General features: G+C 71.2%; 17 protein-coding genes. 10 read left to right on the plus strand and 7 right to left on the minus strand.

The window, feature by feature from the left end; translation table 11 throughout:
* The first annotated feature begins 213 nt into the window (after window positions 1-213).
* Window positions 214-1,704, plus strand: a complete 1,491-nt coding sequence (locus tag ACFYPN_RS05740; protein ID WP_389296826.1) for a S28 family serine protease — start codon at window positions 214-216, stop codon at window positions 1,702-1,704.
* Between the two features lie 120 nt (window positions 1,705-1,824).
* Here ACFYPN_RS05740 and ACFYPN_RS05745 read toward each other — a convergent pair whose 3' ends face one another.
* Together ACFYPN_RS05745 and ACFYPN_RS05750 are read right to left on the minus strand one after the other, a co-directional pair.
* Complete coding sequence (locus tag ACFYPN_RS05745) at window positions 1,825-3,705, minus strand: glycoside hydrolase family 3 protein (RefSeq protein WP_389296828.1); 1,881 nt, start codon at window positions 3,703-3,705, stop codon at window positions 1,825-1,827.
* A gap of 277 nt (window positions 3,706-3,982) precedes the next feature.
* Complete coding sequence (locus ACFYPN_RS05750; RefSeq protein WP_358757369.1) at window positions 3,983-4,891, minus strand: LysR family transcriptional regulator; 909 nt, start codon at window positions 4,889-4,891, stop codon at window positions 3,983-3,985.
* A 99-nt stretch (window positions 4,892-4,990) separates the two neighbouring features.
* Between ACFYPN_RS05750 and ACFYPN_RS05755 the strand changes: the two genes are divergently transcribed.
* Entirely contained in the window at window positions 4,991-5,920 is a 930-nt protein-coding gene (locus ACFYPN_RS05755) for an EamA family transporter (protein WP_389296830.1), read from the plus strand.
* A 65-nt stretch (window positions 5,921-5,985) separates the two neighbouring features.
* Here the strand turns inward: ACFYPN_RS05755 and ACFYPN_RS05760 are convergent, their stop codons facing one another.
* A complete protein-coding gene (locus tag ACFYPN_RS05760; protein WP_358757177.1) occupies window positions 5,986-6,774 on the minus strand; it encodes a sugar phosphate isomerase/epimerase family protein in 789 nt (262 codons plus the stop codon).
* Between the two features lie 259 nt (window positions 6,775-7,033).
* Window positions 7,034-8,125, minus strand: coding sequence for a LacI family DNA-binding transcriptional regulator (locus ACFYPN_RS05765; protein WP_389296833.1), 1,092 nt, complete (start codon window positions 8,123-8,125; stop codon window positions 7,034-7,036).
* Between the two features lie 116 nt (window positions 8,126-8,241).
* Here ACFYPN_RS05765 and ACFYPN_RS05770 point away from each other — a divergent pair, with 116 nt between their 5' ends.
* From ACFYPN_RS05770 to ACFYPN_RS05790, 5 genes are all read left to right on the plus strand, one after another.
* Window positions 8,242-9,393: a Gfo/Idh/MocA family protein gene (locus ACFYPN_RS05770; RefSeq protein ID WP_389296834.1), complete on the plus strand. Its 1,152-nt coding sequence runs from the start codon at window positions 8,242-8,244 to the stop codon at window positions 9,391-9,393.
* Window positions 9,390-10,532: a dihydrodipicolinate synthase family protein gene (locus ACFYPN_RS05775; protein ID WP_389296836.1), complete on the plus strand. Its 1,143-nt coding sequence runs from the start codon at window positions 9,390-9,392 to the stop codon at window positions 10,530-10,532. Before ACFYPN_RS05770 ends, ACFYPN_RS05775 begins: the two co-directional genes overlap by 4 nt.
* Window positions 10,529-11,368, plus strand: coding sequence for a sugar phosphate isomerase/epimerase family protein (locus ACFYPN_RS05780; RefSeq protein WP_389296838.1), 840 nt, complete (start codon window positions 10,529-10,531; stop codon window positions 11,366-11,368). The genes ACFYPN_RS05775 and ACFYPN_RS05780 overlap by 4 nt, the downstream gene beginning before the upstream one ends.
* 588 nt (window positions 11,369-11,956) lie before the next feature.
* Entirely contained in the window at window positions 11,957-13,372 is a 1,416-nt protein-coding gene (locus ACFYPN_RS05785; RefSeq protein ID WP_358757168.1) for an AAA family ATPase, read from the plus strand.
* Window positions 13,369-14,127: an HNH endonuclease gene (locus tag ACFYPN_RS05790; RefSeq protein WP_358757166.1), complete on the plus strand. Its 759-nt coding sequence runs from the start codon at window positions 13,369-13,371 to the stop codon at window positions 14,125-14,127. The genes ACFYPN_RS05785 and ACFYPN_RS05790 overlap by 4 nt, the downstream gene beginning before the upstream one ends.
* A gap of 162 nt (window positions 14,128-14,289) precedes the next feature.
* On the opposite strand, the gene ACFYPN_RS05795 is transcribed toward ACFYPN_RS05790, so the two are convergent.
* Entirely contained in the window at window positions 14,290-14,520 is a 231-nt protein-coding gene (locus ACFYPN_RS05795) for a DUF397 domain-containing protein (protein WP_389296840.1), read from the minus strand.
* Complete coding sequence (locus ACFYPN_RS05800; RefSeq protein WP_389296842.1) at window positions 14,492-15,331, minus strand: Scr1 family TA system antitoxin-like transcriptional regulator; 840 nt, start codon at window positions 15,329-15,331, stop codon at window positions 14,492-14,494. The genes ACFYPN_RS05795 and ACFYPN_RS05800 overlap by 29 nt, the downstream gene beginning before the upstream one ends.
* Before the next feature lie 147 nt (window positions 15,332-15,478).
* On the opposite strand from ACFYPN_RS05800, the gene ACFYPN_RS05805 reads away from it, so the two are divergent.
* Window positions 15,479-15,718 carry a hypothetical protein gene (locus ACFYPN_RS05805; RefSeq protein WP_358757162.1) on the plus strand — a complete coding sequence of 80 codons (240 nt, stop codon included), beginning with the start codon at window positions 15,479-15,481 and terminating at the stop codon, window positions 15,716-15,718.
* The gene (locus ACFYPN_RS05810) at window positions 15,715-16,137 is read left to right on the plus strand and encodes a hypothetical protein (protein ID WP_389296844.1); all 423 of its coding nucleotides are present in this window, start codon (window positions 15,715-15,717) and stop codon (window positions 16,135-16,137) included. Before ACFYPN_RS05805 ends, ACFYPN_RS05810 begins: the two co-directional genes overlap by 4 nt.
* A gap of 30 nt (window positions 16,138-16,167) precedes the next feature.
* Here the strand turns inward: ACFYPN_RS05810 and ACFYPN_RS05815 are convergent, their stop codons facing one another.
* Entirely contained in the window at window positions 16,168-16,521 is a 354-nt protein-coding gene (locus tag ACFYPN_RS05815) for a hypothetical protein (protein ID WP_389296846.1), read from the minus strand.
* 945 nt (window positions 16,522-17,466) lie between these two features.
* On the opposite strand from ACFYPN_RS05815, the gene ACFYPN_RS05820 reads away from it, so the two are divergent.
* On the plus strand, window positions 17,467-19,722 hold the full coding sequence (locus ACFYPN_RS05820) for an ATP-dependent RecD-like DNA helicase (protein ID WP_389296847.1): 2,256 nt from the start codon (window positions 17,467-17,469) through the stop codon (window positions 19,720-19,722).
* Window positions 19,723-19,923: the final 201 nt, after the last annotated feature.

Raw genomic sequence — 19,923 nt, forward strand, 5'->3', positions numbered from 1 at the left:
CGGCGTCGCGGGGCCGGGCACGCGTGCTCGCGGCGTTGCCGAAACGCCCTGGTGGCTCCGCTACCAGGGCCCTCCGGCGCCTTGCGATCGCACGCGCCCGGCCCCGCTCCTTCTTCCGCGCGACAACCCCATACCGGCCCTGACTGGGTCTGGCGTGACGCGTGTTGCTCCCGCTAGGTTCACGGCCAACGTCGTGAACCCAGGGGAGTGTGTATGCGTAAGACGCTCAGAGGTGCTCTGTCGCTCGCGTTGCTGATCGGCACGGTCGGTGCGACAGGCGCCTCGGCCGGTGCGGCCACCGCCGCGCAGCCGGCCACGGAGCAGGCGGTCACGCCGCTCGCCGCGGCCCCCGCCGACAGTGCGGAGAGCGCCGACATCAAGGACCGCATCCTCGCCGTACCGGGCATGAGCCTGATCGAGGAGAAGCCGGTCGCCGGCTACCGCTACTTCGTCCTGAACTACACGCAGCCGATCGACCACCGCCACCCGTCGAAGGGCACGTTCCAGCAGCGGATCACCCTGCTCCACAAGGACACCTCGCGCCCCACGGTCTTCTTCACCAGCGGGTACAACGTCTCCACCAACGCGAGCCGCAGCGAGCCCACCCGGATCGTGGACGGCAACCAGGTCTCCCTGGAGTACCGATTCTTCACGCCCTCGCGCCCGCAGCCCGCCGACTGGTCCAAGCTCGACATCTGGCAGGCGGCCAGTGACCAGCACCGGGTGTACACCGCGCTGAAGAAGATCTACAGCCAGAAGTGGCTGGCCACCGGCGGCTCCAAGGGCGGCATGACCGCGACCTACTTCGAGCGGTACTACCCGAAGGACATGGACGGCGTCGTCGCCTACGTTGCGCCGAACGACGTGGTGAACGACGAGGACTCCGCGTACGACCGCTTCTTCAAGACGGTCGGTACGAAGGAGTGCCGCGACAAGCTGAGCGCCGTCCAGCGCGAGGCCCTGATCCGGCGTGCGCCCCTGGAGGAGAAGTACGCGGCGTACGCGGCGCAGAACGGCTACACCTTCACCACCGTGGGCACCCTCGACAAGGCGTACGAGGCCGTGGTCATGGACTACGTCTGGGCGTTCTGGCAGTACAGCAAGGTCGCCGACTGCGCCGACCTGCCCGCCGACGCGAAGACCGCCACCGACCAGGAGATCTGGGACTCGGTCGACGCCATCTCGGGCTTCTCCGCCTACGCCGACCAGGGCCTCGAAACGTACACGCCGTACTACTACCAGGCCGGTACCCAGCTCGGCTCGCCCGACATCGCACAGCCGTGGCTCGGCGGGCTGAGCCGGTACGGCTACCAGCCGCCGCGCAACTTCGTGCCGCGCTCCATCCCCATGACCTTCCAGCGCGGGGTCATGCGGGACGTGGACTCCTGGGTGACCCACCACGCCACCCGGATGATGTACGTCTACGGGCAGAACGACCCGTGGGGCGCCGAACGGTTCGCCCCCGGCAAGGGCTCCCGCGACAGCTACGTCTACACCCAGCCCGGAGGCAACCACGGCTCCAACGTGGCCGGTCTGGTGGCCGACGAGAGCGCGGCGGCCACCGCGACCATCCTGCGCTGGGCGGGGGTCGCCCCGGCGGCCGTCACCGCCGACCCCGCCAAGGCGGCCCCCCTGGCGAAGTACGACACCAAGCTCGACAAGCAGGACGAGCAGCTGAACCGCCGGCACACCCGGCGCCCCTGACCGCCTCCACGAACAGCGCCCGGCGCGCACCCGCCTTCACGGCGGGCGCGCGCCGGGCGTGTGTCCGGGCGCATGTCCTGGGAGCGCGTCCCGGACTCATGTCCCGGATGAGCCGGCCCCTCAGTACTCCAGGCCGTAGCCCACCGGGTGGAGCACCTGCGACGGGTCGTCGGCGCGCTGCACCGGGACGGGCAGCCGCCCGCCCGGCTTGGCGTGGCCCGCGATCACCCGTGCCGCGGCGCGCAGTTCGACATCGGTCCAGGAGTACGCCGCGAGGCTCGCCGCATACCCCGTACCCGTCAGCTGCGCGATGTCGTACGGGTTGCGGATCGCCAGCGTGACGACCGGGACGCCGGTCGCGGCGAGGGCGCTCACCAGGGTGCGCTGGGAGCTGGTCGCCGTCACGTTGTACGTACCGACCACGACGGCGTCCTTGCCCGCTGCCGCCGCCACCGCCTCGGCGATCTTCGCCGCGGTCGGCGCGGTGCCGGTGGACAGGGCCGTCGCCGTGTGGCCGAGCGCGGTGAACTCCGCGGCCAGCGTGGTGGTCGGCGGACCGGTCGTACCGGACGGGGAGGCCGGGTCCGCGCCCACCACCAGGATGTTCCGGTGGCTGCGCCGGGAGAGCGGCAGCAGACCGGTGGGGTTGGCCAGGAGCGTGGTGGTGTGTTCGGCGATCCGGTCGGCGGCGGCCAGGTGCGCCCGGGTGCCGACGATCCGGTCCACCTGGGAGTCCTTGACGAACGGGTCCTGGAAGAGCCCCAGTTTCGCCTTCAGCCGCAAGATCCGCAGAACCGATTCGTCAATGCGGGCCTCGGTGAGTTCGCCGTTCCGCACGGCGGCCAGCACTGCCTTCCACGCGACGTCCAGGCCGGGTGGGTTGAGCAGCTGGTCCACGCCCGCCTTCAGCGCGAGTACGGGGACGCGCTCGTCGCCGTACTTGGTGCGCACGCCTTCCATGCCGAGGGCGTCCGTCACCACCACGCCGTCGTAGCCGAGTTCCTCGCGCAGGATGCCCGTCAGGATGGGCCGGGACAGGGTCGCCGGGTCCTCGGAGGGGTCGAGCGCGGGGACCACGATGTGTGCGGTCATGATCGAGTCGATGCCGGCCGCCACGGCCGCCCGGAAGGGCGGGGCGTCCAGCTCCGCCCACTGCTCGCGGGTATGGGTGATGACGGGCAGCCCGGTGTGGCTGTCGGTGCTGGTGTCGCCGTGGCCGGGGAAGTGCTTGGCCGTCGAGGCGATTCCGGCGCCCTGGTACCCCTTCACCTGCGCGGCGACCATCCCCGCCACGGAGTCCGGGTCGGAGCCGAAGGAGCGTACGCCGATGACCGGGTTGGCCGGATTGACGTTGACGTCGGCGTCGGGTGCGTAGTTCTGGTTGATGCCGAGGGCGGCCAGTTCGGTGCCCGCGATCTGGGCGGCGCGGCGGGTGTCTGCGCGCGAACCGCCCGCGCCCAGCGCCATCGCCCCCGGCAGCAGGGTGGCCGGTTCGCCGACCCGGCAGACGATGCCGTGCTCCTGGTCGGTGGAGATCAGCAGCGGTACCTTCGACGGCCCGGCGAGCGCGGCCCGCTGGATGCCGTTGGAGAGCGCCGCGATCTGGTGCGGGTCACGGGTGTTGTGCGCCCACGTGAAGTAGATGATCCCGCCCACGTGGTAGGTGGCGATCATCTCGGCGGCCGTACGGACCCCGATCTCGGCGAGGTTGGCGTCGATGTCCGCCTGGTCCGGCTCGGTCGCGGAGTGGCCGTACACCCGCATCACGAAGAGCTGGCCGACCTTCTCCTCGAGGCTCATGCCGGCGATGATCCGCCGGAGCCGTTCCGCGGGGAGGTGGCGGGATCCCGGCGACGCGGAGGTGGGCGCATCCGCTGAGCCCGCTGAGCCCGGCCGGTCCGCCGCGGCGGCTCCCGGAACGGTGACGGCGCCGGTGGCCGCGGCCGCCGCGGTGGCCGCCGCCGCGGCGAGGAGGGTGCGTCTGGAGGTGCGGTGGTGCACGTGAGCCCCTTCCGGTACTGAAAGAAACTTCCAAGAAGGTACGGATATATGGAAAGTAACTTCCGGTCAAGGGTCCTCGCCCGGTCACCCTGCGACCACTCCCGGAGGATTACGGGCAAACCCGCCCAGCGGGCATGCCGGGCGGGGAGCCGGCCCCTCATTCTCCGGCCCCCGGCCCCCGGCCCCCGGGTCCACGGCCCCCGGCCCCCGGCCCCCGGTCCGCCGCCCGGACGTCCGGGCGGCGGGGTGCGCCCGCCAGGGTGGTGAGCCGGGTGGCTCAGGTCAGCCCGATCGCCCGCCCGTGCGCCTGCAACGCCGCCACCGTCGCCGTGATCGACGGACGGCGGGCCGCCCCCGTCCGCCAGAGCGCGTACAGCCTGCGCACCGGTACGGGGTCGAGCCGCACCGCCACCACGCCCTCCGGCAGGGGGCCCCGCCCCAGGCGCGGGATCATCGCGACCCCCAGCCCGGCGGCGACCAGGGCGAGCTGGGTGTGGTTCTCCTCCGCCCGGTGCCGGATATCGGGTTCGTACCCCGCCGTCCGCAGGGTGCGGAGCAGCCAGTCGTGGCAGACCGTGCCGGGCGGCTGGCAGATCCACCGCTCCCGCGCCAGCTCCTCGCGGAGCACCGCGTCCCGTCCCGCCAGCACATGCCCTCGGGGCACCAGCAGATCGCACCGGTCGTCACCGATCACCGCCTGGTCCAGCCCCTCCGGCGCCGGCAGCGGCGCGATGTCCCAGTCGTGGGCGACGGCCAGGTCGATCACGCCCTTGGCCACCAGGTCCACCGACAGATGCGGGTCCACCTCCGTCAGCCGGGCCTCCAGCGCCGGATGCTCCCGGTCCAGGACGGCCAGCACGTGCGGCAGCAGCCCGCGCGCGGCGGAGGCGAAGGCGCCGATCGACAACTGCCCCGTCGGCAGCCCCCGGCGCTCCTCCAGCGTCGTCTGGGTCCGCTCCATGATGACCAGCAACTCCTGTGCTGCCGAAGCGAGATGGAGCGCCTCCTCGGTCAGCGCGATACCGCGCCCGCGCCGCTCCAGCAGGGTCGTGCGGGTCTCCCGCTCCAGCTTGGTGATCTGCTGGGAGATCGCCGACGGGGTGTAGCCGAGCGCCGAGGCGGCGCCCGCGACCGAGCCGTGCACCGAGACGGCATGCAGGGCGCGCAGACGGGCGAGATCGAGCACCGTGACCTCCGGAGGGACGCGAATCATGAGCAACGCTTCATTCCACCATGAAGAAACGCGCGCTGGTGCTTAAGAGTGCGGACGGGCGATGCTCGGTCCATGCGTCCCTCCCACATCGCCCTCGCCGTCCTCGTGACTGCCCTTTGGGGCGTGAACTTCGTCGTCATCGAGCTGGGTCTCGACCACTTCCCGCCCCTCCTCTTCTCCGCGCTGCGCTTCCTGGTCGCCGCGCTGCCCGCCGTCTTCTTCGTAGGCCCCCCGAAGGTCGCCCTGAAGTGGATCGTGGGCGTGGGCCTCGCGCTCGGGGTGGCCAAGTTCGGTCTGCTCTTCGTCGGCATGGACCAGGGAATGGGCGCCGGACTCTCCTCGCTCGTCCTCCAGGTCCAGGCGGTCTTCACCGCGCTCTTCGCCGCGCTCGCCCTCGGGGAGCGTCCGGGCGGGGTCCGCCTGGCCGGGATGGCGGTGGCGCTCGCCGGGATCGCGGTCGCCGCCGTCGACGAGGGGACGAGCGGCCCAGTGCTCGCGTTCGTGCTGGTCTTCGCGGCAGCGGCCTTCTGGGGCGTGTCGAACGTCCTCACCCGCAAGGCCGCTCCGCCGGACTCCCTCAACTTCATGGTGTGGGTCTCGACCGTGCCCGTCCTGCCCCTCCTCGGCCTCTCACTGCTCTTCGAGGGCTGGGACCGGGACGCGGACGCGCTCGCCGCGATGGACTGGACCGGCGCCGGGACCGTCGTGTACGTGGCCTGGATCTCCACCGTCTTCGGCTTCGGCGCCTGGGGGTTCCTGCTCCGCCACCACCCGGCGTCCACGGTCGCGCCGTTCACCCTCCTCGTCCCGGTCTTCGGGATGTCGTCGGCGGCGCTGCTGCTGCACGAGTCGGTGAGCCCCCTGCGGTGGTGCGCCGCGGCGCTGCTGGTCGGCGGGGTGGCCGTGACCTCCCTGGGTGGGCGGTGGCGGAAGCCGGGGGCAGAAGTCGGCTCCGCCCCGGACGCGCAGGGGGCGCAGACGGCGCAGGGAGCGCGGGTCTGAGAACGACCCGCACGGCTCACGCGTGCGGCGCTCGTGAGCCGTGCGGGAAGCGGACGGGACCGCCCCTACTGCTTCGGCGCGCCCACCCGCAGCAGGAACTCCCGCCCGGCGGTGAGCAGCCCGGGCAGTTCCGGGATCTCCGGGTACCAGCGCTTCTCGTACTCCCAGCAGACCCAGGTGTCCGGCGCCAGCGTGTCCAGGCACTCCGTCAGCGGCAGCGCGCCTTCGCCGAGCGCCAGCGGGGTGGTGTCCTCGGCCGAGGCGATGTCCTTGACCTGTACGTATCCGAGGTACGGGGCGAGCACCAGGTGGCTGTCGACGGGGCTCTCGCCCGACAGCCAGGTGTGCATCACGTCCCAGATCACGCCGACCCCGGCGTGCCCGACCGTGCCGGCGACGCGCGCCGCGTCGGCGCCCGCCCGGTGCGAGTCGTGGGTCTCCAGCAGGATGGTCACCCCACGGTCCACGGCGTCCGGGGCGGCTGCCCCGAGCCGGCGGGCGGCCGTCGCGTCGGCGGTCTCCTGGTCCTGGTCGCCGCCGCCGGGGAACACCCGGACGAACGGCGCCCCGAGGTCCTGGGCGAGCGCCACCAGCTCGGCGACCTGCGCCACGACCGCCTCGTCGTCACCCTCGGCCGCGACCCGGACGTACCCGGCCACGGTGAGGATCTCGATGCCGGCCTTCTCGAACTCCGCGACCACCTGCGCACGTTCGAGCGACGACAGCCCCGGGTTCACCGGCTCCTCGGGGTGGGCGCGCAGCTCCACGCCCTGGTAGCCGTGCTCGACGGCCAGCCGGACGACCTCGTCGATGGGCGTCCCCGGTACTCCGAGGGTCGAGAAAGCGAGCTTCACGTGCGTGTTCCTTCCGTCGGTCCGTGCCATCGCGCCTTCGGCTCCGCTGCCGCTCCGGGGTGCGCGGCGGAGACGGGACGGCCGAAAGCCTCCCCTACCCGTACCCGTGCAGGTCACCCGGAATCCGACGCGGTAACCACCGTAACCCCTTGTAGAGAGCGCTTTCTACGAGGTCTACCAAGGGGCTTACCCAAGGGGCTTCTACGGCGCCTTCCACGAGGTCGGGGCCGGGGCCGTGAGGGGGGCCCGCCGCCCGCGTTCAGCCGCGCGGCGGGGCCGTGGACCCCCGCACCATCAGCTCCGTCCCGATCGTCGCGATGCCGCCGGGCGGCGGGGTCTCGGTGCCCATGGCCAGCCGTCCCGCCCGCGCCCCCGCCTCGTACAGCGGCAGCCGGACCGTCGTCAGGGCCGGGACGGCGTCCACCGAGAACGGCAGGTCGTCGAAGCCCGCCACCGAGACGTCCTCGGGGATGCGCAGCCCCTGTTCGCGTACGGCCGCGCTCGCGCCCAGGGCCACCGAGTCGTTGGCACCGATGATGGCGGTCACCCCCGGTTCGCGGCGCAGGAGTTCGAGGGTGGCCTCGTAGCCGGAGCGGCGGTCGTACGGGCCGTGCACGGTGAGCCGGTCCTCGTCGCCGACGCCCTCGGCGGGGCCGTCCGGGCCGATCAGGCCCGCCGCCCGCATCGCCGCCCGGTGGCCCTCCAGGCGGTCGCGGGTGGTGGTGCGTTCCCGGGGGCCCGCGACGTAGCCGATCCGGCGGTGGCCCAGCGAGATCAGGTGCTCGGTCAGGCGCCGGCCGCCGCCCCGGTTGTCGAAGGTGAGGACGGCGGCGACCGCGTCGCTCGCGGGGAGCGGGGGGCGCCCGCAGAACACGATCCGGGTGCCCGCGTCGGCGAGCCGACCCAGCTTGGCGGCCATCGCCGCCTGGTGTCCCGGGTCCTCCAGGGCGCCACCGGTGAGCACGACGGCCGCTGCGCGCTGGCGCTGGAGGAGGGTGAGGTAGGTGAGTTCGCGCTCGGGGGAGCCGCCGGTGTTGCAGACGACCGCGAGCTTCTCGCCGCCCGCCCGGGAGGAGCCGTCGCCCGGGACGCCGATCTCCGACTGCGCGGCGCCCGCCATGATGCCGAAGAACGGGTCCGCGATGTCGTTGACCAGGATGCCGACCAGGTCGGAGGTGGCGGCGGCGAGCGAGCTGGCCGTCCCGTTGAGCACGTAGTCCAGGTCGTCCACGGCACGCAGCACGCGTTCGCGCGTCGTGGCGGCGACCGGGTAATTGCCGTTCAGCACGCGGGAGACGGTGGCCGGGGACACCCGGGCGCGTGCCGCGACGTCCGCCAGGGTGACTGTCATCGTGTCTGTTCTCCTCGGAGGTTGGTCGCGGCGCCCCTCTTGTCCGGGCCGCTGTCGGCAGGCTAGCTTCATACACGATAGAAAGCGCTTGCTACGGCTGTACGGAGGGAACTTTCGTGACACGCAGGACTGTGCGCATCGCCATGAACGGCGTGACGGGTCGTATGGGATACCGGCAGCACCTGGTGCGCTCGATCCTCGCGATCCGCGAGCAGGGCGGCCTCGACCTCGGCAACGGCGACACGCTGTGGCCGGAACCCGTCCTCGTCGGCCGCCGCGCCCACGCGCTGGAAGAGCTGGCCGCCCGGCACGGCCTCACCGAGTGGTCGACCGACCTGGACGCCGTGCTCGCCGACGACACCATCGACATCTACTTCGACGCCCAGGTCACCCAGGCGCGCGTCGAGGCGATCAAGAAGGCCGTCGCCGCCGGTAAGCACATCTACACCGAGAAGCCCACCGCCACCGATGTGGAGGGCGCCCTCGGCCTCGCCCGCCTCGCCCGGGACGCCGGCATCAAGCACGGCGTGGTCCAGGACAAGATCTTCCTGCCGGGCCTGCTCAAGCTGAAGCGCCTGATCGACGGCGGCTTCTTCGGCGAGATCCTCTCCGTGCGCGGCGAGTTCGGCTACTGGGTCTTCGAGGGCGACTGGCAGGAGGCGCAGCGCCCCTCGTGGAACTACCGTTCCGAGGACGGCGGCGGCATCGTCGTGGACATGTTCCCGCACTGGGAGTACGTGCTCCACGAGCTCTTCGGCAAGGTCACCACCGTGCAGGCGCACGTCCAGACGCACATCCCGCAGCGCTGGGACGAGCAGGGCAAGCCCTACGCCGCGACCGCCGACGACGCCGCGTACGGCATCTTCCAGCTGGAGGGCGGGGCCGTCGCCCAGATCAACTCTTCCTGGACCGTGCGCGTCAACCGGGACGAGCTGGTCGAGTTCCAGGTCGACGGCACCCACGGCTCCGCCGTCGCGGGCCTGCGCAACTGCCGCGTCCAGCACCGCTCGGCCACCCCGAAGCCGGTCTGGAACCCGGACCTCCCCGTCACCGAGTCCTTCCGGGACCAGTGGCAGGAGGTTCCCGACAACGACACCTTCGACAACGGCTTCAAGGCCCAGTGGGAGCTGTTCCTGCGCCACGTCGTCCTCGACGAGGCGTACTCCTGGGACCTGATGGCCGGCGCCCGCGGTGTGCAGCTCGCCGAGCTGGGCCTCAAGTCGGCCGCCGAGGGCCGGCGCTTCGACGTACCGGAGCTGACCCTGTGACGATCCACCTCCCGCACGGGGCGTACGAGCCCCGCACCACCCCCCTGGACCTGGCCCCCGGCGGCGCGGCGCTCGCCTCGCGCACCGTCTTCTCCGCGGCCCACGTCGTCGCCGACCCGTACGCCGACGTCAGCCCGGACGGGGCCGCCGCGATCGACTGGGACGCCACCCTCGCCTTCCGCCGCCACCTCTGGTCGCACGGCCTCGGGGTCGCCGAGGCGATGGACACCGCCCAGCGCGGCATGGGCCTGGACTGGGCCGCCGGCGCCGAACTGATCCGCCGCTCCGCCGCCGAGGCGAAGGCCGTCGGCGGCCGGATCGCCTGCGGGGTCGGCACCGACCAGCTCACCGGCCCGGCGACCCTCGCCGAGGTGCGCGCCGCGTACGAGGAGCAACTCGCCCTCGTCGAGGGGAGCGGCGCGCAGGCCATCCTGATGGCCTCCCGCGCGCTCGCCGCCGTGGCCGAGGGGCCCGAGGAGTACGCGGCGACCTACGCCCACCTGCTGCGCCAGGCCACCGAGCCGGTCGTCCTGCACTGGCTGGGCCCGATGTTCGACCCGGCGCTGGAAGGGTATTGGGGCTCGTCCGACCTGGACGCGGCCACCGACACCTTCCTCAAGATCATCGCCGAGCACCCGGACAAGGTCGACGGCATCAAGATCTCGCTGCTCGACGCGGCCCGCGAGATCGACGTGCGCCGCAGGCTGCCCAGCGGCGTCCGCTGCTACACCGGCGACGACTTCAACTACCCCGAGCTGATCGCGGGCGACGAACGCGGCTTCAGCCACGCCCTCCTCGGCATCTTCGACCCGCTCGGCCCGCTCGCCGCGCACGCCGTACGGGTCCTGGACACCGGCGACACCCAGGGGTTCCGGGATCTGCTGGACCCGACGGTCGAGCTCTCCCGCCACCTCTTCCAGGCGCCCACCCGCTTCTACAAGACCGGCGTGGTCTTCCTCGCCTGGCTGGCGGGACACCAGGAGCACTTCACGATGGTCGGCGGCCTCCAGTCGGGCCGCTCGCTGCCGCACCTGGCCAAGGCGTACGAACTCGCCGACCGGCTCGGCCTCTTCCCCGACCCCGAACTGGCGGAGAGCCGGATGCGGGCGCTGCTGACCGTCCAGGGAGGAACCCGATGAGCGACGGGACCGGCGTCAGCCGTCTCTCCATCAACCAGGAGACCATCCGGCAGTGGTCCCTTGAGCAACTCGCCGAGGGCTGCACGAAGGCGGGCATCGGCCAGGTCGGCCTGTGGCGCGAACCCGTGCAGAAGTACGGCGTCGAGCGCGCGGGACGGCTCTTCGCCGACGCGGGCCTCACCGTCACCAGCCTCTGCCGGGGCGGCTTCCTCACCGCGATCGACCCGGAGGCGCGCGCCCGCGCCCTGGACGACAACCGCGCGGCGATCGACGAGGCGGCGGGCGTCTCCACGGACACCCTGGTCCTCGTCTCCGGCGGCCTGCCCGAGGGCAGCAAGGACCTCGCCGGCGCCCGCGAGCGCATCGCCGACGCCCTCGCCGAGCTGGCGCCCTACGCGGCCGAGCGCGATATCCGCCTCGCCATCGAGCCGCTGCACCCGATGTTCGCGTCCGACCGGTGCGTCGTCTCGACCCTCTCCCAGGCGCTCGACCTCGCCGAACGCTTCCCGGCCGAGCAAGTCGGCGTCGTCGTCGACGCGTACCACCTCTGGTGGGACGACCAAGTGCCCGCGCAGATCGCCCGCGCCGGCGCCGGAGGCCGTATCCACTCCTTCCAGCTGGCCGACTGGATCACCCCGCTCCCCGAGGGCGTCCTGCTGGGCCGGGGGCAGCTCGGTGACGGGAGCGTGGACTTCCGCGCCCTGCGCACGCTGGTGGAGGCGACGGGATTCGACGGCCCGATCGAGGTGGAGATCTTCAACGAGGGGCTCTGGGCCCGCGACGGCGGCGAGGTCCTCGCCGAGGTGGCGGCCCGCTTCCTGGAGCACGCCTGCTGATCACCTCTCAGGGCGCGGCCGGGTGTCTCCGGCGTCCCTGGCGTTCCTGGAAGGCGGGAAACCCCTGCTGGGAGCGCTTCCGGCGGCCATGGTAAAGGATTGGTCAAGGCGTACAACCCTTCGCACCCTTGCCCGGTCACATTCTGCGTCGGGGCTTCCGGGGAGGGGTCCGGGGGGAACGGGAAGGCCCGACGGGGGGAAAGCGAGAGGGGTCCGGCCGCGAGGCCGGGCCCGTTTCGCTTTCCCGGGGTCGCCGCCGCCCGGGCTCGCCTTCGCGGTTTCACGACGTTCTGGGCGGGCGACTTTCCGGGTTCGGCTTTTTGGGTCCGGCTTTTTGGGTGCGCCGACGGCTACGCCGCCGCGCCCCGTGCCTCGTAAACTCGGACAACCGCCCACCGCGTCCGTGGGCGGTCCTTCCTCGGTCCGTCCGTACAGCGACCCAACGTCCGTACAGCGCCCCGCGGCGGTGCAGCCCCGGCCCTCTCTTCTCCACTCCACCCGCGCCGGCTCCTCCTGGCCCGACCCGGACTCTCCCGACACGGACTCCCGATACGGACTCTCCCGCCCCGGAAGGAACCGTCAGCAGCCATGTACGTCTCCCGCGTCACCATCGAGAACATCAAGTCGTTCAACGGACCGCGAAAAGTCGACCTGACCCTGACCCGCCCGGACGGCTCGCACGCGGGCTGGACGGTCCTCGCCGGCCGCAACGGTGCCGGGAAGACCACCCTGCTGCGCGCCCTCGCCCTGGCCCTCAGCGGCCCGGTGGCCGCCCGTGGACTGGTCCAGGGCTTCGAGAACTGGGTGACGCGCGGGGCGGAGTCGGGCAGCGCCTCGGCGGAGATCGTCCGGGACAAGGACTTCGACAAGTTCACCGCCTCGGGCCGTACCCAGAACAAGTTCGGTACGGGCCTGCGCTGGACGCCCCCCGGCGAATCGGCGGCCGGTCGCAAGAGCGCGCAACCCGCGCTCGGCGAGATCCGGAGCAACTCCCGTACCCAGAGCGCCAGCGCCGCCCAGCGCGGGCCGTGGGCCGACAACCCGGTGGGCTGGTTCTGCGCCGCGTACGGCCCGTTCCGGCGGATGGCCGGCGGCTCGGGCGACGTACAGCGACTGATGCTCGCCTCGGGACCGGTGGCCCGGCAGGCGAGCCTCTTCCACGAGGACGCCTCACTGGCGGAGGGCGTCGCCTGGCTGATCGAACAACATCTGCGCGCGCTCGAAGGCCGGGAAGGCGCGCTGGCCCTCAAGGAGGCCGCCCTCTCCGTGCTCGGCGACGGGCTCCTCCCGGACGGCTACCGCATCAAAGACGTCGACTCGGAAGGACTCTGGGTCACCCGGGGCGGACACCGCTTCCCGCTGCGGGAGATGAGCGACGGGTTCCGTACCGTCGCCGCCCTCGTCGTCGACCTGCTGAAGCAGATCCACGACACCTTCGGGGACCACGCGCTCGGCGGGGGCGGCGAGGGCCCGAGTCCGCTCCAGGTCCCCGGAGTCGTGATCATCGACGAGATCGACGCCCACCTCCACGTCTCCTGGCAGCGCCGCATCGGCCCCTGGCTGACCACGCACTTCCCCAACATCCAGTTCATCGTCACCACCCACAGCCCCTACATCTGCCAGGCCGCCGACCCCGGCGGCCTGATCCGCCTCCCCGGCGTGGACGAGGGCGCAGCCCCGGAGGTCGTACCGGAGGACCTGTACGAACGCGTCGTCTACGGCAGCGGCGACGACGCGGTGCTCTCCGACCTCTTCGGGCTGGACACCCCCTACTCGGAACGCGCCGAGTACGCGCGCGCCGAGTTCGTGGCGCTCGAATCCAAGGTGTACGAGGGTGACACCTCCCCCGAGACCGTCGCCCGGTACAAGGAGCTGAAGAGCCTCCTGACCAGCTCCCCGACCGCCCGCGCCCACGAGGTCTCCGCCCGGCTGTACCGGATCGCCGACCAAGTCGCCTCCGACGTGTACCCGGACGAGGACGGAGAGGTCGGCGACCCGAAGTGATCCGACTGGCCCGCACCGAACTGCCCCCGGACACACGGGAACACTTAGCGACGTACACCCGGCAGATAGCCGACGCGGCCGACTCCGACCGCAAGGCGACCGCGATCGGCCTCTGGGGCCGCTTCGCCGTCCGCCGCCGGATACGCCCCGGAGTCCTCGCCGCCCTCACCGACATGGCCCCCGGCCACCAGCGCTGCATGTACTGCGGCGACAGCCAGGGCACCGACATCGACCACTTCGAGCCGAAGAGCCAAGCGCCGCTGCGCACCTTCGACTGGACCAACTACCTGCTGGCGTGCTCCTACTGCAACAGCAACCAGAAGCGCGACCTGTTCCCCCGCTCCCCCCGGGACGGCAGCCCGCTCCTCCTCGACCCCACCCTCGACGACCCCCTGCACCACCTGCGGCTGGTGCTGCCGCTCTGTACGTACCGGGGGCTCAGCGCCCAGGGCGACGCCTGCATAGACGTGTTCGGCCTCAACCGGCGCGGAGTCCTCGTCGCCGGGCGCCGAACCGCCTACGCCACGGCCAAGCAGTCCGTCGAACTCTGGCGCATCGCCACCGACCGGGGCCAGCACGCCAAGGCCGACGAGGTCGCCCGCGTCGCCTGGGACCGCCCACTCGCCGACGTACTCGCCGCGATGTTCCACCAGTCCGGCCACCCTGCGGCCGAACTGCTCTTCGACGGCGAGGAGGAGACCTTGGCGCTGCTCCGTGACCCGGGGCTGCGGGCGAGCTTTCTGGCGCGGGCGTGACTGTGCGCACGGGGGAGAGGCCACCGGTGGCCGAGGTCGGAGGAGACCCCCACATGGACCGTGGTGCGTTGGCCGACGACGTCGCTGACCACGAACCTGCGGAGCACCGGCGCTTCGCCTACCCCCTGCTGTGGGCAGACGGCTGTGATGAACAGCGGTCGGTCAGACTCCGACGCCGCCGCTTTTGACGGCGGCGACGAACGAGGACCAGCCGGCGGTGGAGAAGACTAGCGCGGGGCCGTTGGCGACCTTGCTGTCGCGGACGGGGACGGAGGAGTAGCCACTTGCAACTTCGAGGCAGTCGCTTGCACCGCCGCCTCCGCCACTGTAAGTGGACTTGAACCAACCAGTGAGCGCTTGGACGTCAGCCACCTTGACTTGCGTGGTGCGCATGCTCGTACTCCTTTGCGATGCTTCTGACGAGGGCTACTGACTCCTGGCAGGAGGCCGCGTCACTCAAGGCAATCGTGTAGGCCCTCTGGCACGCCTCAACGTCAGCCGGTTGGTCCATCAGATGCCCGGTAAGGATGCCCTCTACGTAGGCGATTGGACTCGCATCTGCGAAATCCAGCAGGTAGAGCATGCTTTCCAGCAAGGCATGGGCACCCGACGCGAAAGTCAGCACGTGCAGACGCAGGCGACCGGCCTCGGCCATGTCCGCCACCTTGTGCAACTGCTCAGCCATAACGCCCGGGCCGCCGGTGGTACGCCGGAGAGCCGCCTCGTCCAGCAGCGTCCAAGCTACCGGGGTCGATGACTTGGTGAGCAACTGACCGCGCTCCATGCGCTTGACGACCCAGTCGTCAAGTGGTTCGGCACTGTAGTTGGTGCGGTAGGCCCGGAACACGGCAAGCGCGTATGCCTCTGTCTGGAGCAGGCCAGGAATGAGAGAGGCGCCGTACTGTCGGATCTCCGTTGCCTCGCGCTCCAGCTCGATCACCGCTTGGAAGTACTGCGCGAATCGGGGGTCAAGATCCTCCAGCCAACGGAAGAAGAAGCCGTCAGTCTGTAATACAAGGTCGATCCGTTGTGCGTCATTCGGGTTCGGTAGCCGTCGCCCCGCCTCCCAATGGCTAACCAGGGTGGGCGAGCAGAGCAGTTGAGCGCCCAATTCCTCCTGTTTCAGGCCGGCAGCCAACCGCCGCAGCCGCAGTTCCGCCCCGTACCTCTCCCTCAAAGTCCGAGGCTTCTGCTCCACAACCATGCGGTACCAACTCCCCTTTTCCTGACAGGCGAGCTGTCAAGCCCGAACCCCTGGCAGCGTAGCCATCCGCGACCTCACTCTGTGATGGATTCACCACGGAACGCACTCGTTCGTGGCTGTCGGTCATCAGAAGGAGAGAACGCAGAGATGAAGGACCTTGTCCGCCGATTCACCGGTTCGCTGAGGCGACTGGTGAGCCCCCTACCGGCCGCCGTTCGGCACCCCCACGCGTGCCCGGCCGGTCCCACCGTTCGCTGTATCGGCGGGCGCCCGCTGCGCGGGGAGGACACCGCACTCGTCCGCCCCTACCTCGTCGCGCACGAGCGGCGTGCCGACCGGATCGCGTTCACCTCCCGCCCCAGCCACGACACCGGAGTAGCCGCGTGAACGGTAGGGACGGCATGGACGGTGCGAACACGCACCGCGCAGGCGGCACGTTCCGGCTGCTGCCGTGGACCGGAGCCGGGGGCAAGCCTGCTTACGTCCTGGGAGAGGGCACCGGTTACGTCTCGCGGCTGGCCGACAACATCGAGAGCGTCCAACTCGGTATGGCGGGTGACCTGCTCGACCACGCCACCGCGCTGCTGGCGGACCAGCGGGTCACGGGGGCGGAGTTCCGCTTCCTCGCCAACCGGCTGAGCGAGTCGCTCCGGGACGTCAAACGCGTCGCGGAGAGCCGGGGCGCGAGGCTGGACGCGAGATGCGTCGGAGACGATGACGACGACAGCGACACCCTGGACGGCGAGGTCATCGAGTCCACCGAAGTGTTCGAAGCCGACGCCGCTGCCGGTGGTGATCCGGTGTAGCTGCGGGCACCCCTGGCGCCCTGCCCCGGGTCACCACTTGTCGCCGACGCGCACCTTGTTCCACTTCTTCTTCGAGATGCACAACTCGTGCGCGTCGTGGTCCAGTTCGACCTGGTAGCACTCGTCCTTGCGGTGCGCGACGCGCTTGGTGGCGCCGGTCTTCACCTGGTGGCAGGACTTCTTGGTCTTGCCGTTCTTCCTGGTCGAGGAGCACTCGCGGCGGGTGACAGGCTCGTTGGTGTACGTGGTGGTGGCCGCCTTGTACTCCTTCTCCGTGATCGTCCCGTGCACCCCGTTCCCACCGCAGGCGGTCAGGAGCAGTACGGCCACGGGTGCGGCGGCCAGGGCGGCGATACGGCGGAGGGGCAGACGGTAACCGGGCATGGGGGTCCTTCGCGGCGAGGAGTGGCGCCGGGCCAAAAAGGGGGTCGGCGACAGCAGAAGTTGGTTCCGCAGCTTAGCGACGCCTTGCACGTACGTTCGGTTCTCGCGCGTATGAAGGGTGGGGGCGGGGCGAGGGCCGACGAGCATGCCGCCGGATGCCGTCCCGTCCCCCCTGTCGGTAGGCGCCTGCCCCCTCGCCCCTGGCCTGGTGCGAGCCGTCCGGAAGCGCCCCGCCGGGGCCCTGCCCCGGCCAGGCTCTCAGCCCGGCTCTCGGATCGGATCAGCGCCGGCTCAGTGCCCGGATCACTCGCACCGCCCGCACAGGTATCCCTGTCGTACGACCGAGGGGGCGTCGGTCACCCCCGGCACGGGCGCCCACCGGCCACGGCGGGCACGGTGTTGCGGCGGGCCGTACGGAGACTGCCAGGCCGGCCGCCCCGTACCGTGCGGGCCTGTGGTGCGGCGGCGTGCGCGACGGCTCCGGAGGAGTTCCGCCGCCCGGCAGAGGCTGGTGTCGAGTATCGGGCTCGGAAGCTCGAAGCGCGGCACCGTCGTCCGCTCCGGGGTAGCGAGTCCGGCGGTGACCGGGAAAACGGTCGGTGAGGTTGTGGTGGAAGGGCGGTTGGTGGGCGCGACGGCTCGGTTCTTGGACATGGAGAAACACCGATTCCAGTGGGAGGACCGCAGCGAGAAGGTGCGCGGCGCACGGCGGCGACGCGCGAGGGTTCAGCGCTCGGGGTGTCTCACTTGGTGTACAACGGCGTGTCCTTGACCGGGTGACCACGGGTGGAGCGGGGCGGGAGCACGGTAACGGCACGCGGGGACGCGGCTCCACCGGTTTTCGGGCGATGGCGGCGGCCCGACCGGGACACCCCGGCCGGGGCGCCGTCCGGCCGTGGCCCACGCGACTCCCCTCCTGTCGGCGCTGCCCGCTACCGTCGATCCATGTCCTCCGCGCCCACTCCGCCCACCTCACCCCACCTGGCCGAGCTCGAAGGGGTCCTGGAGCGGATCACCTACGCCAACGAGGAGAACGGGTACACCGTCGCCCGGGTCGACACCGGACGGGGCGGCGACCTGCTCACCGTGGTGGGCTCGCTGCTCGGCGCGCAGCCGGGGGAGTCGCTGCGGATGGAGGGCCGTTGGGGCTCGCACCCGCAGTACGGCAAGCAGTTCACGGTGGAGAACTACACGACGGTGCTCCCCGCGACCATCCAGGGCATCCGCCGCTACCTCGGCTCCGGGCTGATCAAGGGGATCGGGCCGGTCATGGCCGACCGGATCACCACCCACTTCGGCACCGACACCCTCGACATCATCGAGAACGAACCGAAGCGGCTCGTCGAGGTCCCCGGGCTCGGCCCGAAGCGCACGAAGAAGATCGCCGACGCCTGGGAGGAGCAGAAGGCGATCAAGGAGGTCATGATCTTCCTCCAGTCGGTCGGGGTCTCGACCTCGATCGCGGTGCGGATCTACAAGAAGTACGCGGACGCGTCGATCTCCGTGGTGAAGAACCAGCCCTACCGGCTGGCCGCCGACGTCTGGGGCATCGGCTTCCTGACCGCCGACCGGATCGCGCAGGCGGTCGGCATCCCGCACGACAGCCCGGAGCGGGTGCGCGCCGGACTCCAGTACGCCCTCTCCCAGTCCTCCGACCAGGGCCACTGCTACCTCCCCGAGGAGCGGCTGATCGCGGACGGGGTGAAGCTCCTCCAGGTGGACACCGGGCTGGTCATCGAGTGCCTCGCCGAACTGGCCGCCGATCCGGAGGGCGTCGTACGGGAGAAGGTGCCGTCGCCGGAGGGCGGGGAGCCGGTGACGGCGGTGTACCTCGTACCGTTCCACCGGGCGGAGCTCTCCCTCGCCGGGCAGGTGCGCCGGCTGCTGCGGACCCCGGAGGACCGGATGCCCGCGTTCCAGAACGTGGACTGGGAGAAGGCGCTGGAGTGGCTGGCCCGGCGAACCGGGGCCACGCTCGCGCCCGAGCAGGAGGCGGCGGTACGCCTCGCGTTGAGCCGGAAGGTCGCCGTGCTGACCGGCGGCCCGGGGTGCGGGAAGTCGTTCACCGTACGGTCCGTGGTCGAGCTGGCCCGAGCGAAGAAGGCCAAGGTCGTCCTCGCCGCCCCCACCGGGCGGGCGGCGAAGCGGCTCTCCGAGCTGACCGGCGCCGAGGCGTCCACCGTGCACCGCCTCCTCGAACTGAAGCCGGGCGGGGACGCCGCGTACGACAGGGACCGTCCGCTCGATGCCGATCTGGTGGTCGTGGACGAGGCGTCCATGCTCGATCTGCTGCTCGCCAACAAGCTCGTGAAGGCGGTGGCACCCGGTGCCCACCTCCTCCTCGTCGGCGACGTGGACCAACTCCCCTCGGTCGGCGCGGGCGAGGTGCTGCGGGACATGCTCGCCGAGGGCGGCCCCGTCCCGGCCGTCCGGCTGACTCGGATCTTCCGCCAGGCCCAGCAGTCCGGCGTGGTCACCAACGCCCACCGCATCAACTCCGGGCAGCCACCGCTCACCCAGGGGCTGGACGACTTCTTCCTCTTCGTGGAGGACGAGACGGAGGACGCCGGGGTGCTCGCCGTGGACGTGGCGGCCCGCCGCCTGCCGAAGAAGTTCGGCCTCGACCCGCGCCGCGACATCCAGGTCCTCACCCCGATGCACCGGGGCCCGGCCGGCGCCGGACACCTCAACGGCCTGCTCCAGCAGGTCATCACCCCGGGCCGTCCCGAGCTGCCGGAGAAGCGGTTCGGCGGCCGGGTCTTCCGGGTCGGCGACAAGGTCACGCAGATCCGCAACAACTACGAGAAGGGCGAGAACGGCGTGTTCAACGGCACCGTCGGCGTCGTGACCTCGCTCGACACCGACGAACAGCGGCTGACGGTGCGGACCGACGAGGACGAGGAGATCGGGTACGACTTCGACGAGCTGGACGAGCTCGCCCATGCCTACGCCGTGACGATCCACCGCTCCCAGGGCAGCGAGTACCCCGCCGTCGTCATCCCGGTCACCACCAGCGCCTGGATGATGCTCCAGCGCAACCTCCTCTACACGGCGGTGACCCGGGCGAAGAGGCTCGTCGTCCTGGTCGGCTCCCGCAAGGCGATCGGGCAGGCGGTCCGCACGGTTTCCGCCGGGAGACGCTGTACGGCGCTGGATTTCCGGCTCAGGGGAGGGGCGGAGGAAGACTCACCGAAAAAATGATCGATCAAATCGGTGGGAAACATCACGCAGGGCTTCCGGAACCACGGGGGAGGGGGCAGGATGACTAAGTTGACGGCACTCAGTGCCGCCATTAGGTCCAATGGACGACCCCGAGTGCACTCTCCTGAGCCAAATGGGGGAGGGTGGAGACAGTCAGGGCACCTTGAGACAGTCAGGGCACCTCGAAGAAGAGGCACTACG

Origin of the sequence: Streptomyces sp. NPDC005576 (assembly GCF_042871745.1) — a bacterium.
Taxonomy (GTDB): domain Bacteria; phylum Actinomycetota; class Actinomycetes; order Streptomycetales; family Streptomycetaceae; genus Streptomyces.

Coding starts and splice junctions, on each gene's coding strand:
- ACFYPN_RS05785 (WP_358757168.1), top strand. CDS start 11,957: ATGTACGTCTCCCGCGTCACCATCGAGAACATCAAGTCGTTCAACGGA.
- ACFYPN_RS05815 (WP_389296846.1), bottom strand. CDS start 16,521: ATGCCCGGTTACCGTCTGCCCCTCCGCCGTATCGCCGCCCTGGCCGCC.
- ACFYPN_RS05805 (WP_358757162.1), top strand. CDS start 15,479: ATGAAGGACCTTGTCCGCCGATTCACCGGTTCGCTGAGGCGACTGGTG.
- ACFYPN_RS05780 (WP_389296838.1), top strand. CDS start 10,529: ATGAGCGACGGGACCGGCGTCAGCCGTCTCTCCATCAACCAGGAGACC.
- ACFYPN_RS05800 (WP_389296842.1), bottom strand. CDS start 15,331: ATGGTTGTGGAGCAGAAGCCTCGGACTTTGAGGGAGAGGTACGGGGCG.
- ACFYPN_RS05820 (WP_389296847.1), top strand. CDS start 17,467: ATGTCCTCCGCGCCCACTCCGCCCACCTCACCCCACCTGGCCGAGCTC.
- ACFYPN_RS05740 (WP_389296826.1), top strand. CDS start 214: ATGCGTAAGACGCTCAGAGGTGCTCTGTCGCTCGCGTTGCTGATCGGC.
- ACFYPN_RS05765 (WP_389296833.1), bottom strand. CDS start 8,125: ATGACAGTCACCCTGGCGGACGTCGCGGCACGCGCCCGGGTGTCCCCG.
- ACFYPN_RS05795 (WP_389296840.1), bottom strand. CDS start 14,520: ATGCGCACCACGCAAGTCAAGGTGGCTGACGTCCAAGCGCTCACTGGT.
- ACFYPN_RS05755 (WP_389296830.1), top strand. CDS start 4,991: ATGCGTCCCTCCCACATCGCCCTCGCCGTCCTCGTGACTGCCCTTTGG.